Source organism: Pseudomonas sp. FP453 (genome assembly GCF_030687495.1).
In the GTDB taxonomy this organism is placed as follows: Bacteria; Pseudomonadota; Gammaproteobacteria; order Pseudomonadales; family Pseudomonadaceae; genus Aquipseudomonas.
Genome location: NZ_CP117435.1, coordinates 4,757,844 through 4,775,176 on the forward strand (window position 1 = coordinate 4,757,844; position 17,333 = coordinate 4,775,176).

The 17,333-nt window shown below is 59.1% G+C and carries 13 protein-coding genes and 4 pseudogenes; 11 read left to right on the forward strand and 6 right to left on the reverse strand.

The window, feature by feature from the left end; genetic code table 11:
- Positions 1-39 precede the first annotated feature (39 nt).
- Both PSH87_RS21535 and acs read right to left on the reverse strand, forming a co-directional pair.
- Positions 40-825 (reverse strand): ABC transporter substrate-binding protein, encoded by a 786-nt coding sequence (locus tag PSH87_RS21535; RefSeq protein WP_017734151.1) that lies wholly within the window; start codon positions 823-825, stop codon positions 40-42.
- A gap of 693 nt (positions 826-1,518) precedes the next feature.
- Positions 1,519-3,474: an acetate--CoA ligase gene (acs, locus tag PSH87_RS21540; RefSeq protein WP_305431035.1), complete on the reverse strand. Its 1,956-nt coding sequence runs from the start codon at positions 3,472-3,474 to the stop codon at positions 1,519-1,521.
- 397 nt (positions 3,475-3,871) lie between these two features.
- Here acs and PSH87_RS21545 point away from each other — a divergent pair, with 397 nt between their 5' ends.
- The 6 genes and pseudogenes from PSH87_RS21545 (at position 3,872) to PSH87_RS21570 (ending at position 8,433) form a co-directional block, all read left to right on the forward strand.
- A complete protein-coding gene (locus tag PSH87_RS21545; protein ID WP_026136438.1) occupies positions 3,872-4,141 on the forward strand; it encodes a DUF2790 domain-containing protein in 270 nt (89 codons plus the stop codon).
- A gap of 566 nt (positions 4,142-4,707) precedes the next feature.
- Complete coding sequence (locus PSH87_RS21550; RefSeq protein WP_305431037.1) at positions 4,708-5,958, forward strand: ribonucleotide-diphosphate reductase subunit beta; 1,251 nt, start codon at positions 4,708-4,710, stop codon at positions 5,956-5,958.
- 65 nt (positions 5,959-6,023) lie between these two features.
- Positions 6,024-6,197 (forward strand): annotated as a pseudogene (locus tag PSH87_RS28885) (HNH endonuclease); the annotation flags it as partial.
- Positions 6,198-6,205: 8 nt separating this feature from the next.
- Positions 6,206-6,850, forward strand: coding sequence for an HAD-IB family hydrolase (locus tag PSH87_RS21560; protein WP_305431039.1), 645 nt, complete (start codon positions 6,206-6,208; stop codon positions 6,848-6,850).
- A gap of 149 nt (positions 6,851-6,999) precedes the next feature.
- A complete protein-coding gene (locus tag PSH87_RS21565; RefSeq protein WP_017737080.1) occupies positions 7,000-7,947 on the forward strand; it encodes a hypothetical protein in 948 nt (315 codons plus the stop codon).
- 105 nt (positions 7,948-8,052) lie between these two features.
- Entirely contained in the window at positions 8,053-8,433 is a 381-nt protein-coding gene (locus tag PSH87_RS21570) for a helix-turn-helix transcriptional regulator (protein WP_017737081.1), read from the forward strand.
- Between the two features lie 125 nt (positions 8,434-8,558).
- Here PSH87_RS21570 and PSH87_RS21575 read toward each other — a convergent pair whose 3' ends face one another.
- The 3 genes from PSH87_RS21575 to PSH87_RS21585 form a co-directional block, all read right to left on the reverse strand.
- Positions 8,559-10,049 carry an amidase family protein gene (locus PSH87_RS21575; RefSeq protein WP_017737082.1) on the reverse strand — a complete coding sequence of 497 codons (1,491 nt, stop codon included), beginning with the start codon at positions 10,047-10,049 and terminating at the stop codon, positions 8,559-8,561.
- Between the two features lie 130 nt (positions 10,050-10,179).
- A complete protein-coding gene (locus PSH87_RS21580) occupies positions 10,180-10,920 on the reverse strand; it encodes a hypothetical protein (RefSeq protein WP_305431042.1) in 741 nt (246 codons plus the stop codon).
- Between the two features lie 107 nt (positions 10,921-11,027).
- The gene (locus tag PSH87_RS21585; protein WP_017737084.1) at positions 11,028-12,086 is read right to left on the reverse strand and encodes an MBL fold metallo-hydrolase; all 1,059 of its coding nucleotides are present in this window, start codon (positions 12,084-12,086) and stop codon (positions 11,028-11,030) included.
- A 123-nt stretch (positions 12,087-12,209) separates the two neighbouring features.
- Here PSH87_RS21585 and PSH87_RS21590 point away from each other — a divergent pair, with 123 nt between their 5' ends.
- The 5 genes and pseudogenes from PSH87_RS21590 (at position 12,210) to PSH87_RS21605 (ending at position 16,256) form a co-directional block, all read left to right on the forward strand.
- A complete protein-coding gene (locus tag PSH87_RS21590; protein WP_017737085.1) occupies positions 12,210-12,836 on the forward strand; it encodes a TetR/AcrR family transcriptional regulator in 627 nt (208 codons plus the stop codon).
- Positions 12,837-13,023: 187 nt separating this feature from the next.
- Positions 13,024-14,083, forward strand: a pseudogene (locus PSH87_RS21595) (diguanylate cyclase).
- A gap of 353 nt (positions 14,084-14,436) precedes the next feature.
- Positions 14,437-15,066 (forward strand): annotated as a pseudogene (locus PSH87_RS28890) (PAS domain-containing protein); the annotation flags it as partial.
- A 165-nt stretch (positions 15,067-15,231) separates the two neighbouring features.
- Positions 15,232-15,666, forward strand: a pseudogene (locus PSH87_RS28895) (methyl-accepting chemotaxis protein); the annotation flags it as partial.
- Between the two features lie 77 nt (positions 15,667-15,743).
- The gene (locus tag PSH87_RS21605) at positions 15,744-16,256 is read left to right on the forward strand and encodes a DUF1003 domain-containing protein (RefSeq protein WP_017737088.1); all 513 of its coding nucleotides are present in this window, start codon (positions 15,744-15,746) and stop codon (positions 16,254-16,256) included.
- Between the two features lie 126 nt (positions 16,257-16,382).
- On the opposite strand, the gene PSH87_RS21610 is transcribed toward PSH87_RS21605, so the two are convergent.
- Complete coding sequence (locus PSH87_RS21610; protein WP_305431046.1) at positions 16,383-17,261, reverse strand: LysR family transcriptional regulator; 879 nt, start codon at positions 17,259-17,261, stop codon at positions 16,383-16,385.
- Positions 17,262-17,333: the final 72 nt, after the last annotated feature.

The window sequence follows — 17,333 nt, forward strand, 5'->3', positions numbered from 1 at the left end:
CTGTTGCTTGCGCCATTTCGGACAGACAGCTAGGACGATTTACTGGGCGTCAGGCCCGTAAATGTCGAAGTTGAAGTACTTTTTCTCGATTTCTTTGTATTTGCCATTGGCACGGATCGCGGCGATGGCAGCGTTGATGCGGTCCAGGTTTTCCTTGTCGCCTTTGCGTACCGCGATGCCAATGCCTTCGCCGAAGTATTTGACGTCAGTGAAGGACGGGCCCACGAATGCATAGCCTTTACCGGCGTCAGTCTTCAGGAAACCGTCTTCCAGCAGGGTGGCGTCGGCCACGGTACCGTCAAGACGACCGGCAGCCACGTCCAGGTAGATTTCGTTCTGGGTGCTGTAAGGAACGATGGTGGCGCCTTTTGGAGCCAGCACTTCCTTGGCAAAACGATCGTGGATCGAACCGCGCTGCACGCCGATTTTCTTGTCTTTGAGCTCAACCAGGCTGTCGCTGACCGCAACGCCTTCCTTCATCACTAGGCGCGCCGGGCTCAGGTAGTAGCGGTTGGTGAAGTCCACGGACTTCTTGCGGTCGTCAGTAATGGACATGGACGACAGGATCGCGTCGATCTTGCGCACTTTGAGTGCCGGGATCAGGCCGTCGAATTCTTGCTCGACCCAGGTGCACTTGACCTTCATCTCTTCGCACAGGGCGTTGCCGATGTCGTAGTCAAAACCCACGATGCTGCCATCCGGCGCCTTCGAGGCAAACGGAGGGTAAGCCGCTTCGATACCAATTTTCAGAGGCTTGCCTTCAGCGAAAGCCTGCATGGACAGCACGGACAGCGCCAGGGCGCCCAACAGCACGAGTTTCTTCATCTTGGGACTCCATCGGTATGGGGCAAAACAGCAGTATGAGCCATGGCCCACGATGCGACATAAGGGAAACCGAATTGCGGTGCTGCGTCCTACACCGATTCAACACCGGAGACGACGAGCGAGTGATCGGCATTCTAACGACAGGCCGGAAGCCGATATTTCCTCAATGCGACAACAATTTACAGAAGCACTGAGAAAGCGGTTTCAGCACATTGACAACCCCTGGATTTTATGCAGAGGCAAAAGACATTAAACCTATAGACGCTGCAAATTGCGGGCCTATTATTCGCAAACCCTTCTAGCACGGCAAGTCTGGCGTTTAATCTTATTTGCGGGGGTGTCTAAAACGCGGCTTTTCGGGGCACAGGTGTAGCACATTGCCTCATGTTTGGGCGTTGGGTTACACATTTAGGGTGGGCGGTAACATTCAGAAATGTCCTACGAGAGAAACCGATATTTATTGGGTTGGGGTTATAGGGATCTGTCAGAGCACCGTCAGCATTGATGGGCAATGCATCCCCATGTGGGAGCTGGCTTGCCTGCGATGGCGGTCATTCAGCTGGCAGATGTGTAGCTGACCCACCGCTATCGCAGGCAAGCCAGCTCCCACAGTTGATCTCCATTGGTGTTGAGATCCCACAAAAAAGCCCCACCCGGCTTACACCGGATGGGGCTATTTTTGACTATCGCGCCTTACGCGACGTTCATGGTCTTGTGCGTTTCAATCAGATGCGCCACCACGCCCGGGTCCGCCAGGGTGGAAATATCTCCCAGCCCGTCATATTCAGCCGTGGCAATCTTGCGCAGGATCCGCCGCATGATTTTCCCCGACCGCGTCTTCGGCAAGCCCGGCGCCCACTGGATCACGTCCGGCGAAGCAATCGGCCCGATCTCCTTGCGCACCCAGTTTTTCAACTCCAGGCGCAGCGCTTCGTTCGGCTCTTCACCATTCTTGAGGGTGACATACACATAGATGCCCTGGCCCTTGATGTCATGCGGCACACCGACCACCGCCGCTTCGGCGACTTTCGGGTGAGCCACCATGGCACTTTCGATCTCGGCGGTGCCCATGCGGTGGCCGGACACGTTCAACACGTCATCCACACGCCCGGTGATCCACCAGTAGCCGTCTTCGTCGCGACGGGCGCCGTCACCCGTGAAGTACATGCCACGGAAGGTCTTGAAGTAGGTATCGACAAACCGGTCATGGTCGCCGTACAGGGTGCGCGCCTGGCCCGGCCACGAGTCGAGAATCACCAGGTTGCCTTCGGCGGCGCCTTCGATGATGTTGCCCAGGTTGTCCACCAGTGCTGGCACCACGCCAAAGAACGGCCGCGCCGCCGAACCCGGCTTGAGCGCATGGGCGCCCGGTAGCGGGCTCATCAGGGTGGCGCCGGTCTCGGTCTGCCACCAGGTGTCAACGATCGGGCAACGGGATTGGCCGACGTTCTTGTAGTACCAGTCCCACGCTTCCGGGTTGATCGGCTCACCCACCGAACCCAGCAGGCGCAAGCTGCTGCCGTCCACGCCTTCGCAGGCGGCGGTGCCGGAAGCCATCATTGCGCGAATCGCGGTCGGTGCGGTGTAGAGGATATTGACCTTGTGCTTGTCGACGATCTTGCCTACGCGGGTGATGTCCGGGTAGTTCGGCACGCCTTCGAACAGCAGCGTGGTCGCGCCATTGGCCAGCGGGCCGTAGACGATATAGGTGTGGCCGGTGACCCAGCCGACGTCGGCGGTGCACCAGTAGATCTCGCCCGGGCGGTAGTCGAATACGCGCTCGTGGGTCAGGGCCGCGTAAAGCAGGTAGCCGCCGGTGGTGTGCTGCACGCCCTTCGGCTTGCCGGTGGAGCCGGAGGTATACAGGATGAACAGGGCTTCTTCGGCGCCCATCTCTTTAGGCGCGCAAACGGTGCCGGCCACTTTCATCAGGTCTTCGTACCAGATGTCGCGATGCTGGTTCCACTTGATCGCGCCATTGGTGCGCTTGCACACGATGACTTTCTGGATGCTGTTGGTTTCCGGGTTGGTCAGGGCGTCGTCGACGTTGGCCTTCAACGGAATCTTCTTACCGGCGCGGATGCCTTCGTCAGCGGTGATCACTACCTTCGACTTACAGTCGATGATGCGACCGGCCAGGGCTTCCGGCGAGAAACCGCCAAATACCACGGAGTGAATCGCACCGATGCGGGTACACGCCAACATGGCGACCACGGCTTCGGGGATCATCGGCATATAGATAGTCACCACGTCGCCGCGATGCACATCCTGGCCGCGCAAGGCGTTGGCGAACTTGCAGACTTCTTCATGCAGCTCGCGGTAGGTGATGGTGCGGCTTTCGGAAGGGTCATCGCCTTCCCAGATGATGGCTGCCTGGTCGCCACGTTCGGCGAGGTGACGGTCCAGGCAGTTGTAGGAAACGTTCAGGGTGCCATCGGCAAACCACTTGATATCGACATGGTGATCGTCGAACGAGGTCTGCTTCACCGCGGTGAAAGGCTTGACCCAGTCAAGGCGCTTGGCTTGCTCACGCCAGAAGCCATCGGGGTTGACCACCGACTGCTGGTACATGGCCTTGTAGGTCGCCTCGTCGGTCAGCGTGTTGGCTGCTACTTCGGGGCGAACGGGGTACAGGGAAGCCGCACTCATCTTTCTTACCTCGGTGACAATAGTTGTTTTTGTATGCCCTGTTGTAGCCGGGGCTGCCCCATAGAACCATTCGACGATGGTAGTAACAAGCCCCTACATTTTGCCCTGCTATCTGCTTGGGCGGCTCTGGCCCGCGGCCCGTGGCGCTTTGCGCGCAGATGAAAAAAGCTTTACCACGGGATTGTTACAAAAACCGCCAACAGTGTTTATCAAAAGCACGGGTATATGAATATAACCCGCAGGCCTAGAATCACTTCCGCCAACACAGGCACTGTGATTAACACCGTAACAGCCCCCACGAAGGCAACGTTAATCCGAAACAACCAACCCTAAGTTACACACGCGGCCTCACAAAGGCCCCGTGACCCCTTTCGCCCTGAATAAGGTAAATAAAGAAATGAAAGCTCTAGTAGTTATGGCCCTCAGCAGCTTGTGCGCCACCGCCGCCCTGGCCGACGAAGCCCCGACTGACGTAGCTAGCCGCAACGCGCCGATTGTTGAAGACTACACTTACAGCACCCACCTGGACGTGGCGAAAGTATTGTCCATGAGCAGCATTCCCGAAGTCTGCGAAGTTGTACCGGTGAAAATGGAATATGAAGATTCGCAAGGTCAGCGTCATATTCTTAATTACCATGTAATGGGTAATGGTTGCTCTAACGGATAACAACTTAGTTAGTGTGAACTGAACCTGATCCTACTCGCCGCAAGAAATCGTTCTTGCGGCAAAGAACCCGCCACAGAAACACCGCGATCCCCCTGTGGGAGCTGGCTTGCCTGCGATGGCAATTTCAGCCATGCACCCCCTATAAAGCCCTCCCCCGCCAGCCCTACAGAATCCCTCCCGCCGTCCGTCAAAAAAATCCAACCCCAGCAAAGCCTTATAAACCCGCACTCTGGCTCAAATAGCAGGCTTTTTGTCTGCGATCCGAGACCATCCGCCGCAACACAAACCCAATTTTTTCCCTATAATGCGCGGGTAAATCGGGCCTGCAATATCCCTTTACACTGGGATGAAGAGCCAGACCTGAGGCCCCGCTGGAGCAAACACCTACCGCTCCGCCCCTCTAGCCTCAAGCAGAGCACCCGTAACGCAATTTCCGTTTAATGCCTGCGCGAGCTGTTGCAAGAAACGATTCCTTAAGATCCACCGCGGCCTCTGGGCCGTGTGAACACCCAACCATCCGGTTTCACACGGGCACCTTTGAGCCCTCACGCAGGAGACGACACGTCATGCTGAGCTGGGACGAATTCGACAAAGAAGAAGACGGCGAAGTAGCCACCAAAGGCGCCAACGCCGGCCACGCCACCGAAGCCAACATGGACCGCCTCGACGGTGCCGGCGCTGCTGCCGCCGTGGAAGCGCGCGCAGTCACCGCCAACGACTCCGCCGCGATCGTGCGCGCCAAGGCTGCCCTCGACAAACTCGACATCGCCGAAGGCCTCGCCGAACTCGAAGGCGCCTCCGCCCGTGTCGCCGTTGACGAAAAGCGCATGATCAACTGCCGCGCCGACCTCAACCAACTCGTGCCGTTCAAGTACGACTGGGCCTGGCAGAAGTACCTCGACGGCTGCGCCAACCACTGGATGCCGCAAGAGGTCAACATGACCGCCGACATCGCCCTGTGGAAAAACCCCGAAGGCCTGACCGACGACGAGCGTCGCATCGTCATGCGCAACCTGGGCTTCTTCTCCACCGCCGACTCCCTGGTCGCGAACAACCTGGTGCTGGCCGTATACCGCCTGATCACCAACCCGGAGTGCCGCCAGTACATCCTGCGCCAGGCCTTCGAAGAGGCCATCCACACCCACGCCTACCAGTACTGCATCGAATCCCTGGCCATGGATGAAGGCGAGATCTTCAACATGTACCACGAGATTCCATCGGTGGCGAAAAAAGCCGCCTGGGGCCTGAAGTACACCCGTTCGATCTCCGATCCGAAGTTCGAAACCGGCACCGTCGACACCGACAAAGAGCTGCTGCGCAACCTGGTCGCCTACTACTGCGTCCTCGAAGGCATCTTCTTCTACTGCGGCTTCACCCAGATCCTGTCCATGGGCCGCCGCAACAAGATGACCGGCGTGGCCGAGCAGTTCCAGTACATCCTGCGCGACGAGTCGATGCACCTGAACTTCGGTATCGACGTGATCAACCAGATCAAAATCGAAAACCCACACCTGTGGGATGCCGAGATGAAGGAAGAAGCGACCCAGATGATCCTGCAAGGGACCCAGCTGGAAATCGAATACGCCCGCGACACCATGCCGCGCGGCGTACTGGGCATGAACGCCGCGATGATGGAGGACTACCTCAAGTTCATCGCCAACCGTCGCCTGTCGCAGATTGGCTTGAAGGAAGAATACCCAGGGACGACCAACCCGTTCCCGTGGATGAGCGAGATCATGGACTTGAAGAAAGAGAAAAACTTCTTCGAAACCCGTGTGATCGAGTATCAAACTGGTGGTGCGCTGAGCTGGGATTGATTCCTGAGCCAAGCAGCATCCAGAAGCCCTGACTTGTTCAGGGCTTTTTTATGCCCCGTGTTTGGCCATTTCTTGAAGCACATCGCACCAGGCACTTGGTTCAGAAGGGTTCGGATCGCACCAGCAATGCTGTAGCCTTGTGCCCCAATTGCCATCAGCGATTGATACGTGAGCAAACGCTTGCTGTCACAGCTGATGTACTCAAAAAAATACTAGATAGGACCGAGGCCAACCCGTGAACCCAGACATGCTCGAAGCCGGCCCCGCTGACGCCAAAGTACTTTCCGTCTTTGACTTCGACGGCACCCTGACCCACCACGACAGTTTTGTGCCGTTCCTCAAGTTTGCCTTTGGCAAGGCTGAATTCTGCCGGCGCATGGTGAAGCTCGCGGTGCCAGGGCTGCGGTTTTTGTTGCGGCTGACCAGCCGGGATGAGTTGAAGGCGCAGTTGATCCGCACCTTTATGACTGGCGTCGAGAAGGCTTGGGTGCAGCAGCAGGCGCAGGCCTATTGCCAGGCGTATTGGAACAAGTTGATGCGCCCGAGCGGCTTGCAGTCGGTGGCGGATGAGTTGAAGTCTGGAGCGGTGGTGACACTGTGCTCGGCATCCCCGGCGCTGGTGTTGCAGCCGTTTGCCGATCGCCTGGGGATCAAGTTGATTGGCACCGAGCTTGAGGTGGTCGACGGGGTGTTGACCGGCAAGCTCACCGGGAATAATTGCCGGTGTGAAAACAAGGTGCTGCGCCTTGAAGCGGTGTATGGGGACCTGGGGGAATATCGGCTCAGGGCCTGGGGTGATACGCGCGGGGATCGGGAGTTGCTGGCGGCGGCGCAGGATGCGCATTTTCGACATTTTCATACAAAGAAGAAGCGGGTTCGGCTGCAGCGGTGATGCCAGTGGATAGGGTGGGCAAGAAGATTGAGTCGATCCCTTCGCAGCCTCGCTAGGGCTCGACAGCTCCCACATTTGATAGCTTCTGTTGCTGATATTTGGGTGAAATCCCGCTATTAATAGCGAAACCTCCCACGGACCCGAGCCCCATGAAATTCGACACGGCCTATAGCCTGAGTCTCGATGAAAAGCTGTCGATCTACGACGTACGAGACCTGAATTTCGACGAAACCGCGGATTTCGACTCCGACAAGGACCGCTTCCTCTGCCCCAACGATGAATGCCGTGCAGCCTTCGATTCGGGCAATGCGTTGAGCACCTTCAACGCAAAAAACGTCAACTACCAGCGCACGCCGCACTTCAAGAACAAGACCGGCACCCGGCATATCGACGGCTGCCGTTATGCCAGCACGCACAAGTCCGCATCCGGTGAAAGTGACGACGAGCGCGAGGATAATTTCCCATCGGAATTTGTGCTCGTTCGCCGTCAGTACGAGCGCAAAGCCCTCGTCGCTGGCGCTGAAGGAAACACCCCGCAAGATCCAACGAAAGTTCCTTCAAGCCGCAGCACTGTCGCCCACACAGGCATTGAGACCACCCCGGACAAAACCAGCGTGTTCGCCCACCCGGTGGAATGCTACGTGTCGAATATCGACGACAAGGACAAGCTTAAAAGCATGCCCTTGAAGATCGGCGACCATACCGCGACCTACTGGGCATTTTTCAAGAAGATCGAATACCTGCAAGACAACAAGGGCCTGATCTACTGGGGCAGGATCAAGGCGATCAAGGACTACACCAGCAGCTTTCGCATCGACTTCGAAAAGAAGGTGTGGCTCGACAAGAAGCCTTACTCGGTGAACGTCTACCTGAGTAAAAAACTGATCGAGAACTACCGCAAACGCAAAGCCTTCCTGGAGCAGATCAAGGCCGCAGCGGACAGTGAACAGCCGTTGTATTGCTTCTTTTACGGCGTGACACCGGAGCTGAAACAGGTGCCCAGCAAGAAGAATCCCGAACAGACGTTCGGGGTGTTCAGCGTCAACATCGAAAACCTCGACCACCTGATTATTCGGGAAGCGCCAGGGGTGGAATAACGACTCGCCGAGCCCATGAAAAAAATCCAGTTGATAGACGGTCAAAACAACTGTACAAAAACACAGTATAGTTTGCCCTCCCCCGTCAAACCCTGGAGAAACCCCATGTCCTCCCTGGCAATGAGCTCTTCTGTAGAACAGCAGATCGTCCTGCACCAATTCACCGCCAAGCACAGCGCACAGGCCCGCGCGATGCTGGGCTGGAGCCGCGAAGACCTGGCCCGCCAGGCAGGTGTGGCGCTGGAAGCAGTGCAACGCTTTGAAAGCCACGCCGACGTGGAGGATGAAACCCGCTTGATCCTGGCGTTTCGGTTGGAAGCGGAAGGGCTGGTGTTCTTCCCGGGGTTTGCACCGGGGTGGGGGATGAATGTGCGCAAGCCTTGCGCCCCTCCTACACAACCCGCCGAGCCAGGCATCATCTCGCGGCTGATGGGTTCCACAGCGACATCCGTTGACTCCTCAGCCCCTCAGCCCAATGGGGCATAGGATCCATCCGGATCAACCTGCAAACCTCATCGCACGAGTGTAAGCCGTGGCGACGGAGAGTCTGTCGTTGCAGCGGCAGCAGCCAACACATTGTTTTTGGCACCTACCGTACATCTGCCTAACACTCAAAGCACCGGTTTAAGCGCCACTTGAGCCGCCTGCTCATACCCATGTGCCACTGCGAGCAATGTGGCTTCGGACCTGTCGGTACCGAAAAAATATGCGCCAGTCGGCAGATTGTCATCATTCACTCCAGACGGGACAGTGATCCCTGCATACCCTGCTACTGCTACACCAAAGTAGATGTTGGTATCGAAGTCCGACACTATGGCGTCGAGATTTTCCTGTTTGATGGGGTCATCCACAGTGCGGCGAAAGTCCTCGATCAGTACGTCCCAATGCTCTTTGCGCTCTTGTGGGGTCAGGGTGGAGGCAACGATCTGCTTGAGCACCGGTTGGTGGTCCGTGCCAGAACCCTCCTCTTTGTCATTAAAGTCGATGAGTTTGGACAACGAGTTGTTCTTCAACCCCTGGCGACTGGCCAGGTAGGCATTCAGTTCTTCCTTCACGTCCGAGAGTAGCAACTCTTCATAGCGTGAAGCGTCTGCCAGGCGCAGGTTGAGCGGTATCAATACAGCGCCTTGCTCGCGAAGCACTTCCAGGGTTTTGCTGAATTGCGGGCTGTTCTCCACCGGCAGGTTTTCGCCATCCCTGGTAAACGTCGCGGGATAGCCGATACGTTTTCCCTTTAATGCGCCAGGCACCAGAAGTTTGGTGTAATCGATCCCAGGCGTTGTGCCCTGGCTTTCCGGGTCACCCGACATAGCGTTGAGCATCAACGCAACATCATGGACTGAACGAGCCATTGGGCCGGGCGTATCCTGGCGCTGGCTGGCCGGGATGATTCCATTGCGATCCAGCAAGCCAACACTGGGTTTAAGCCCCACGATGCCATTAAACGCCGCCGGCACGATGATTGATCCATTGGTTTCGGCGCCAACGGCCAAGGGCGCCAACCCCGCAGCAACCGCCGCGGCGGAGCCGGAACTGGAGCCGCCGACGTCGGCGTCCGGGTGATGTGGGTTGCGGGTTTGCCCACCGCGACTGCTCCAGCCATCGGGGCCACCGCGAAAACCGGCCAGTTCCGTCATATTGGTTTTGCCCAGGATCACCGCGCCCTGCTTGATCAAATACTCCACGAGTGTGGCATTCCTCCCGGCAGGTGCGCCCACCAGACCATTGGCGCCTGCACTGGTTTGCATGCCTGCGGTTTCAATAGTGTCCTTGAGTAAAACGGGAATGCCATGCAATGGCCCGCGCACCTTGCCACTGGCGCGCTCGCGATCCAACTCCCGCGCGCTCTCCAGTGCCTCGGGATTAAGCTCAATGACGGAACGTAGTTGCGGATCAAGCCGACGAATACGCTCTTGCAGAAAACCGACCAGATCGACCGAGGTCAACCCACCCGGCCGGGCCATCTGCTCACCCAGTTCGCGGACACTCAAGAATGCCGTACCGGGGGGAAGCGCTTTTGAGCCCGCGGGGGACGAACCTGTCACCGGCTGCTGAAAAGCCTGCTGGACAAACGAATACACGCCGTACGCAATACCAATCATACGTGCCTCCTGAGGGCAGACTTGACGAAGGATCAGTGTCGATCCGTGCGTCAGTCTAAGTACCCCAGCGTCTCCCTGGCGTTAAGCCCCCTGCCACTTCAGCGGTGAGAAGAATCAACGCAACCTGTAGTTACCCTTGGCGCTCCGATAAGCCAGAAGCATGCTGTCGATACACCTGCACCAGGGTGTCCAGTGAGTCCCGCGACCACCTCGCGCCATAAAACCAGAGTTTCACTCCCCCCTCCACCGGTACGCAGATACTGCTGTATCCACTTGCGCACGCCCCCCGAAACGCCCCGTCCCCCTCAACGGATACCAGGGCGTCAAGCCGATACCGGGTCACGAGATCATCGATGTCATTGCAGGCCTGCAAGGTGAACTCAAGAGACTCATCCGCGCGTTTCGCGTCCACCGCGACCCATTGCACACTGGCCTGGCGAAGGACTTCAAACACTTGACGCAAGGCGCTGCCCTGTTCGACGGGTTCAGCATGACCTGCGCGCACGTACCGACCGACATAACCGATGCGCCAACCCGCCAGTGCCCTCGAAGAAGTAAAGACGGTGTTGTTGAGCACCAGGGGAACTTCCACCATCACCGGTCCCGTCGGCTCGATGCCACTCAAGGCGATCAGTGACAACGAAGGATCCCGCACCGTTTTCACATGTGGGGCCAGCGCGTTGTATCCCGGGATACGCACTGCCCCCTCAGGGTGCGCGGCGCCGAAGACAATACCGGAGGGGTTGGTATTCTGGGTATTCACTAGGGGCAACACGGACTCATGCCCCCCGATTTCTGCGGGGGCCGAAGGCGCCAAGCCAAGCTGGCACGACATGCCTAAATGCCAGTTCTTCTCACAATCGCGTTCCATCAATACCTACCCCGGACAATGACGTTGCCGGGATCATCGCACTCTCAACTGACACTTGTCGCAGGACTGAAACACTCTGAAAACTCCTTTTTTCCTGCACGCAGCCCTCAGCCAGCTGCCGCTTCGTATGCGCCCTGAGCCTCCACTTCCAGCCACCATGCATGCCCGCGTTCTGGCTGGTTCAAGCTGAACGCCTGGCCCATCGCCGGCGTGGTGATCGACACATTGCGCTCCCACGCCAGGGCCATGATGCGGTCGAAGGGTTCGTGCCAGGCATGGAACGCCAGGTCGAACGTGCCATTGTGGATCGGCAGCAACCAGCGGCCCTTGAGGTCGATATGCGCTTGCAGGGTTTGCTCCGGCTGCATGTGCACGTGGGGCCAATCGACGTTGTAAGCGCCTGTTTCCATCAGCGTCAGGTCAAACGGGCCGTATTGCGCGCCGATGCTTTTGAAGCCATCGAAGTAGCCGGTATCACCACTGAAGAAGATCCGCCGCGCACCGTCGATCATCACCCAGGAGCACCACAGGGTCTGGTTGCCGTCAAACAAACCACGCCCGGAAAAATGTTGGGCAGGCGTAGCGACAAAACGAATGCCGTCCACCTCAGTGCCCTGCCACCAATCCAGTTGCCGCACCTTGCCGGGATCGACGCCCCACTTGACCAGAATGTCGCCCACACCGAGCGGTGCCAGAAACCAGCGGGTCTTCTCCGCCAATTGGACGACAGCCTTGTGATCAAGATGGTCGTAATGATTGTGGGAAAGGATCACGGCCTCCAGCGGTGGCAGCTCGTCAAGGCTGATCGGCGGCTGATGGAAACGCTTGGGGCCCGCCCAACTGAACGGTGAGGCACGCTCGGCGAACACCGGGTCGGTGATCCAGAACTTGCCGCGCATTTTCAGCAGTACGGTGGAATGCCCTAGGCGAAACACGCTGTGATCAGGGGCGGCCAGCAGTTGCTCACGGGTCAGCGGTTGCACCGGGATCCTGCCCACCGGTCGCGTACTGCGCGGCTTGTTGAACAACATATTCCAGAAAATACGCAAGGTCTTGCCCAAGCCGCCGTGCTGCACGGGAGCGTCGTTGCTGAAGTGGCTCTGTTCCTGCTCGGCAGGTTTACGCGCCTTGGGCGAAGGGGCGACACGGGATGAGATCGTGGCCATTACCAGGTGACTCCTACGGGCCGCTGAAAAGTTACACTGCACAGTGTAGTTTCAAGATTGCAACAAAAGCCGGAACAAGTAAACTACCGAGTGTAATTTTCCCCAAAGAGCCGAACACCCGCCATGACTGCTCCTCAACGCCTCACCGACCGCAAACGCGAAGCCATCGTGGCCGCCGCCATCGCCGAGTTTCGCGCCAACGGTTTCGAGGTCACCAGCATGGACAAGATCGCCGCCACCGCCGGCGTTTCCAAGCGCACCGTGTACAACCACTTCCCGAGCAAGGAAGAACTGTTCGCCGAAATCCTTCACCAACTCTGGGCGAGCAGCGTTGCTCAACTGGACGTGGGTTATGCGAGCGACCGCCCGCTGCGCGAGCAATTGCGCGGGTTGCTGGAGGCGAAGATGAAGATGATGGCGGATGCCAACTTCCTCGACCTGGCCAGGGTCGCCATCGCCGCCACCATCCACTCGCCGGAACGTGCGCAAGACATGGTCACCCGCCTGAGCCAACGCGAAGAAGGGTTTACCCAGTGGGTCCGCGCCGCCCAGGAAGACGGCCGGCTCAGTTGCACCGACCCGGCCTTCGCCGCCCACCAGATTCAGAGCCTGCTCAAGGCGTTTGCGTTCTGGCCCCAGATCACCCTCGGCCAACCCACCCTCGACGCCGCCAGCCAGGCCAGCGTGATCGAGTCGGCCATCGACCTGTTCCTGGCCGGCTACGAAGCGCGCCCCGCCAAGCCGTTGTAAAACCTATCGTCGAAACGACATCGCGGGTCGTTTTTGACGCATTCGCCCTCTGTTTTGCGCAAATGGCCTGTAAGGCCACTGATTATTGCGTTGCAAATAACTGACAATAATCAACGAATTATCCGATCAACGGTGAAGCCGGGATCGCGCGCTGTTGCATCTGCAGAATTGAGCTGACTCAGAACTTATGGAAAACAGACAAGGCAAAGGGCTTTCGTTTGCCAAGCGTATCTACAAGCCAAGGATTATTGGCCTGGGCATCGGCAGCATCAGCGTCGCCGCCGCCCTTTACCCACTGGCCATGCCCGGCTGGGTCTGGGCGTTCCTGCTGTTCAACGGCTTTGCCTGGGCGCATGTGGCGTATCAGCTTTCAACCCGCGCCCAATTCCCCTACCAGGCCGAACAACGCAACCTGATCTACGACTCGCTTTTCGGCGGGTTCTGGGCGGCGGCCACCCAGTTCACACCCCTGACCGCCGTGACGATCCTGTCGATGATGGCCATGAACAACGTCGCCGCCGGTGGCAAGCGCCTGTTTCTGCGCGGCCTGCTGGCACAGGCCGTTGGCGTCGGTGTCGCATGGCTACTGTTCGGCGCCCGGTTCAACGCGGATGTCAGCCTGCTCCAGGTCTATGCCTGCCTGCCGATGTTGACCCTCTACCCCATGGCCATTGGCACCGTCTGCTATCAATTGGCGATAAAACTGTCAGAGCACAAGCGCGCCCTCAGCGCGCTGAGTCGCACCGACAGCCTCACCGGGCTGCTCAACCACGGCTCCTGGAAGGACCTGCTGCACATCAAGTTCCACAAAGTGCCAGCAACAACAAAGCCACGCCAGCATCGCGCTGATCGACATCGACCACTTCAAACAGATCAATGACACCCACGGCCATATCGTCGGTGACGCTGTCCTGCGCCAGCTCAGCCTGGAACTGCGGCGCAACCTGCGGGAAAACGACTTGGCCGGACGTTACGGTGGCGATGAGTTCTGTGTGATTCTTCCGCAAATGCCCTTGGAAGAAGCCGCGCAAGTGATGGAGCGCATGCGCGAAACATTCGGCAACTATCGCAACCCGCAGATCCCTGAATTGCGCGTGAGCCTGAGCATCGGCCTGGCCGACTTCCAGCCCGGCTTCAGCGACGCCGCCATGTGGCTCAACGCCGCGGATCGCGCGCTGTACGCCGCCAAAGCCACCGGGCGCAACCGGGTCAATATCAGCGCCTATCCCGTGGCCCATTCCGCCTAAGTTGTCCGACGACACCTCGTCTGAATTTTCTAGCCAGCGCCCGCGGCGATAGCATAATGCCTCCATTGGTCGCCTCCGGTGAAAAGTGCCAGCCCATGGCCGAACTTCTGACGCATCGCGCGACTCTGAAGCCCGTTGTTTAACCCCTGCTGTCAGCACCCGGAAGCTGACAATGAGCACGTCAACCGTAGCGTCAGGCACTCTACGGGGGCAGGCGACTTTGCATGGATAACCCCGAAGCTTGCTTGCCCGAGCACCCGAATATGCTATTCAACGCCCATAAAAAAACCATCAGCACCCTGCAACACACCGTCGCCCAACAGGCCAGCCTGCTCGACGCCATCGAACGCTCCATGGCAGTCATCGAGTTCGACCTGCAAGGCAACGTACTGCGGGCCAACGACAACTTCCTCAAGACCATGGGCTACCGCGCCGAACAGATCCTGGGCCAGTCCCACCGGCTGTTCTGCACGCCCGCCTTCGCCCGCAGCACCGAGTACAGCCAGCTGTGGACGAACCTGCGCAATGGTCAATTCCAATCAGGCACATTCGAACGCGTGGCAGGCACCGGCCAGTCAGTGTGGCTCGAAGCCAGCTACAACCCGGTACGTGACGAGGCCGGCCGCGTGCTCAAAGTGGTGAAATACGCCATGGACGTCACCCCGCGCATGCAGGCCGAAAGTGAAGCCAACGCCAAGCTGGACGCCATCGGCCGCGCCATGGCGGTGATCGAGTTCAACCTCGACGGCACCATCCTCACCGCCAATGCAAACTTCCTGCAGCGCATGGGTTACAGCCTCACCCAGATCCAGGGCCAGCATCACCGTCTGTTCTGCACACCGGAATTGGCCAACAGTTCAACCTACAGCGACTTCTGGCGACGCCTGAACCAGGGCGAGATGTTCAGCGGCCAGTTCGAGCGCGTGGACAAACAGGGCCACACCGTGTGGCTGGAAGCCAATTACAACCCGGTGCACGACGCCAGCGGGCGCCTGTGCAAAGTGGTCAAGTTTGCCTCCGACGTCACCGCCATGGTGCAACAACACAGCGCCGACGCAGCCAGCGCGGCCCAGGCGTATCACATCTCCCTGAATACCCGTGACATCGCGGAAAAAGGCGCCGAGGTGATTCAGCAAACCGCCAGCGGCATGCGGGAAATTGCCGCCGACATTGACGGATCTTCCCAATTGATCGCCAAGCTCGGCGAGCGCTCGCAGCAGATCACTGCCATCGTCAATACCATCCGTGGCATTGCCGACCAGACCAACCTGCTGGCACTGAACGCCGCCATCGAAGCCGCGCGTGCCGGCGAACAGGGCCGAGGCTTTGCCGTAGTAGCCGATGAAGTGCGGCAACTGGCGGCACGCACCAGCGGTTCCACCGCGGAAATATCCAGCATGATCGCGATGATCCAGGACGAAACCCGCCAGGCCATCCACAGCATGGACGGCACCCGCGACCGCGCCGCGCAAGGCGTCGACCTGGCCAACCGTGCCGGCACGGTGATCCTGCAGATTCGTGAAGGCACCAGCGAGGCGGTACAGGCGGTGAGTGCGTTTGCTAATGAACGCGGCGGAAGCTGACCCGATCTTCATGCGTAGGGGCCGAGGGCTCGGTCTATAGTGATTGCCTGTCTCTATGTTGATGATCCGAGCCCGCCATGACCCCAGACAAACCCGAAGTCGACCACCTGCGTTTTCACCGCCCCCACGCCCACTTGGCGCCGACCTTTGGCAACGACACCTTTGCCCTCAAGGCCGAAGCCTTCGCGCGCTTCTTCGGCACGCCGACCTTCCTTGGCGCACAGACCGCCATCGTGGTGTTGTGGGTGGTGCTGAACATGACCGGCGTCACCCACTTTGACGTGTACCCGTTCATCCTGCTCAACCTGGCCTTCAGCCTGCAGTCGGCCTACGCCGCGCCGTTGATCCTGCTGGCCCAGACGCGCCAGGCCGCGCGCGATAAAGCCCAGTCCGACGCCGACGCGCAACACCGCGAAGCCTTGGCCGTGGCCAACACCGAACGCCAGGCCCAGGCCGCACAGACCACCAGGCAGTTGCTGGAACTGCTGGAGCAAAACACCCGCCTGACGGAAATGACCAAGCAACTGACCGAGCGCATCGAAACCCTGACGTGCGAGATGCACGAGCAGTTCGTACGCAAACCCCAATAACACCGATGCTCCCCTGTGGGAGCGGGCTTGCGCGCGATAGCGGTGTGTCAGCCGCTGAATCACCCACCTGACAGTCCGCTATCGCAGGCAAGCCAGCTCCCACACAAGCCAGCTCCCCCATTAGATTCATGTTGTGCGTAAGGCCTTGCCCAACTCATCAAACAACGTCACCACCGAGCGCAACGCCCGGCAATCGGGGCGGGTGAGCAGCCACAGCGCAGTATCATGCCCGGCCAGCGCCGGTCCCAACGGCTGCAACCCTTCATCCAGCAAGAAATCCGGCAACGCCGCCACACCCAGCCCTGCACGCACCAACTCGGTGACCGACAACATGCTGTTGCAGCGGTAACCGAGGCGTACACCCGGCAAATGCTCGCGCCGCCAGACGACCGTCGGGTGATCCGGCAGGAAGTCGTCCGGCGCGATCCACGCCAATTCGGCCAGCTCACGCCCCGCGTGCTGGCGGGCATACGCCGGACTGGCGCAGACCTGATAGGCGACTTCACCCAGGCAGCGTCCTACAAGGTGCTCCGGCGGTGTCTTGGTCAGGCGCAGGGCAATATCCGCATCACGGCGGCTGAGGTTGGCGAAGTCATTCGAGGTACTCAGCTCCAGGGTCAGCGCCGGGTAACCCGGCATGAACTGCGCCAGCGCCGGCAGCAACAAACCTTGCAACACCGAGTCGGTACAGGTCAGGCGCACGGTGCCGCTGATCACTTCACCGCCCTGCTCCACACCAATGCGCGCCGCCTCCAGGGCTTGTTCGGCGCGCTCGGCCTGCTGCGCCAGGTCCCGGGCCAGGCTGTTGGGCAGGTAGCCCGTGCGGCTTTTTTCAAACAGCGTCTGGCCCAACGCTGCCTCCAGGCGCCGCACCGCGCGGAACACCGTGGACACATCCACACGCAATAACCCCGCCGCTCGCGCCAGGGTGCCACCGCGCACCAGGGCGAGGATCAGCGACAAGTCGGCGTGTTCGATTTGATAGTGCGTCGATGCATTGAACATATGGGTAAATGCCAATATTGATTGCGCGAACGCCAATCTATAGTGCGCTCCAGGACACCACAAGCCATGGGA

Excerpts from the sequence above, each read along its gene's own strand:
- PSH87_RS21535 (WP_017734151.1), bottom strand. The coding sequence starts at position 825 with ATGAAGAAACTCGTGCTGTTGGGCGCCCTGGCGCTGTCCGTGCTGTCC.
- acs (WP_305431035.1), bottom strand. The coding sequence starts at position 3,474 with ATGAGTGCGGCTTCCCTGTACCCCGTTCGCCCCGAAGTAGCAGCCAAC.
- PSH87_RS21545 (WP_026136438.1), top strand. The coding sequence starts at position 3,872 with ATGAAAGCTCTAGTAGTTATGGCCCTCAGCAGCTTGTGCGCCACCGCC.
- PSH87_RS21550 (WP_305431037.1), top strand. The coding sequence starts at position 4,708 with ATGCTGAGCTGGGACGAATTCGACAAAGAAGAAGACGGCGAAGTAGCC.
- PSH87_RS21560 (WP_305431039.1), top strand. The coding sequence starts at position 6,206 with ATGCTCGAAGCCGGCCCCGCTGACGCCAAAGTACTTTCCGTCTTTGAC.
- PSH87_RS21565 (WP_017737080.1), top strand. The coding sequence starts at position 7,000 with ATGAAATTCGACACGGCCTATAGCCTGAGTCTCGATGAAAAGCTGTCG.
- PSH87_RS21570 (WP_017737081.1), top strand. The coding sequence starts at position 8,053 with ATGTCCTCCCTGGCAATGAGCTCTTCTGTAGAACAGCAGATCGTCCTG.
- PSH87_RS21575 (WP_017737082.1), bottom strand. The coding sequence starts at position 10,049 with ATGATTGGTATTGCGTACGGCGTGTATTCGTTTGTCCAGCAGGCTTTT.
- PSH87_RS21580 (WP_305431042.1), bottom strand. The coding sequence starts at position 10,920 with ATGGAACGCGATTGTGAGAAGAACTGGCATTTAGGCATGTCGTGCCAG.
- PSH87_RS21585 (WP_017737084.1), bottom strand. The coding sequence starts at position 12,086 with ATGGCCACGATCTCATCCCGTGTCGCCCCTTCGCCCAAGGCGCGTAAA.
- PSH87_RS21590 (WP_017737085.1), top strand. The coding sequence starts at position 12,210 with ATGACTGCTCCTCAACGCCTCACCGACCGCAAACGCGAAGCCATCGTG.
- PSH87_RS21605 (WP_017737088.1), top strand. The coding sequence starts at position 15,744 with ATGACCCCAGACAAACCCGAAGTCGACCACCTGCGTTTTCACCGCCCC.
- PSH87_RS21610 (WP_305431046.1), bottom strand. The coding sequence starts at position 17,261 with ATGTTCAATGCATCGACGCACTATCAAATCGAACACGCCGACTTGTCG.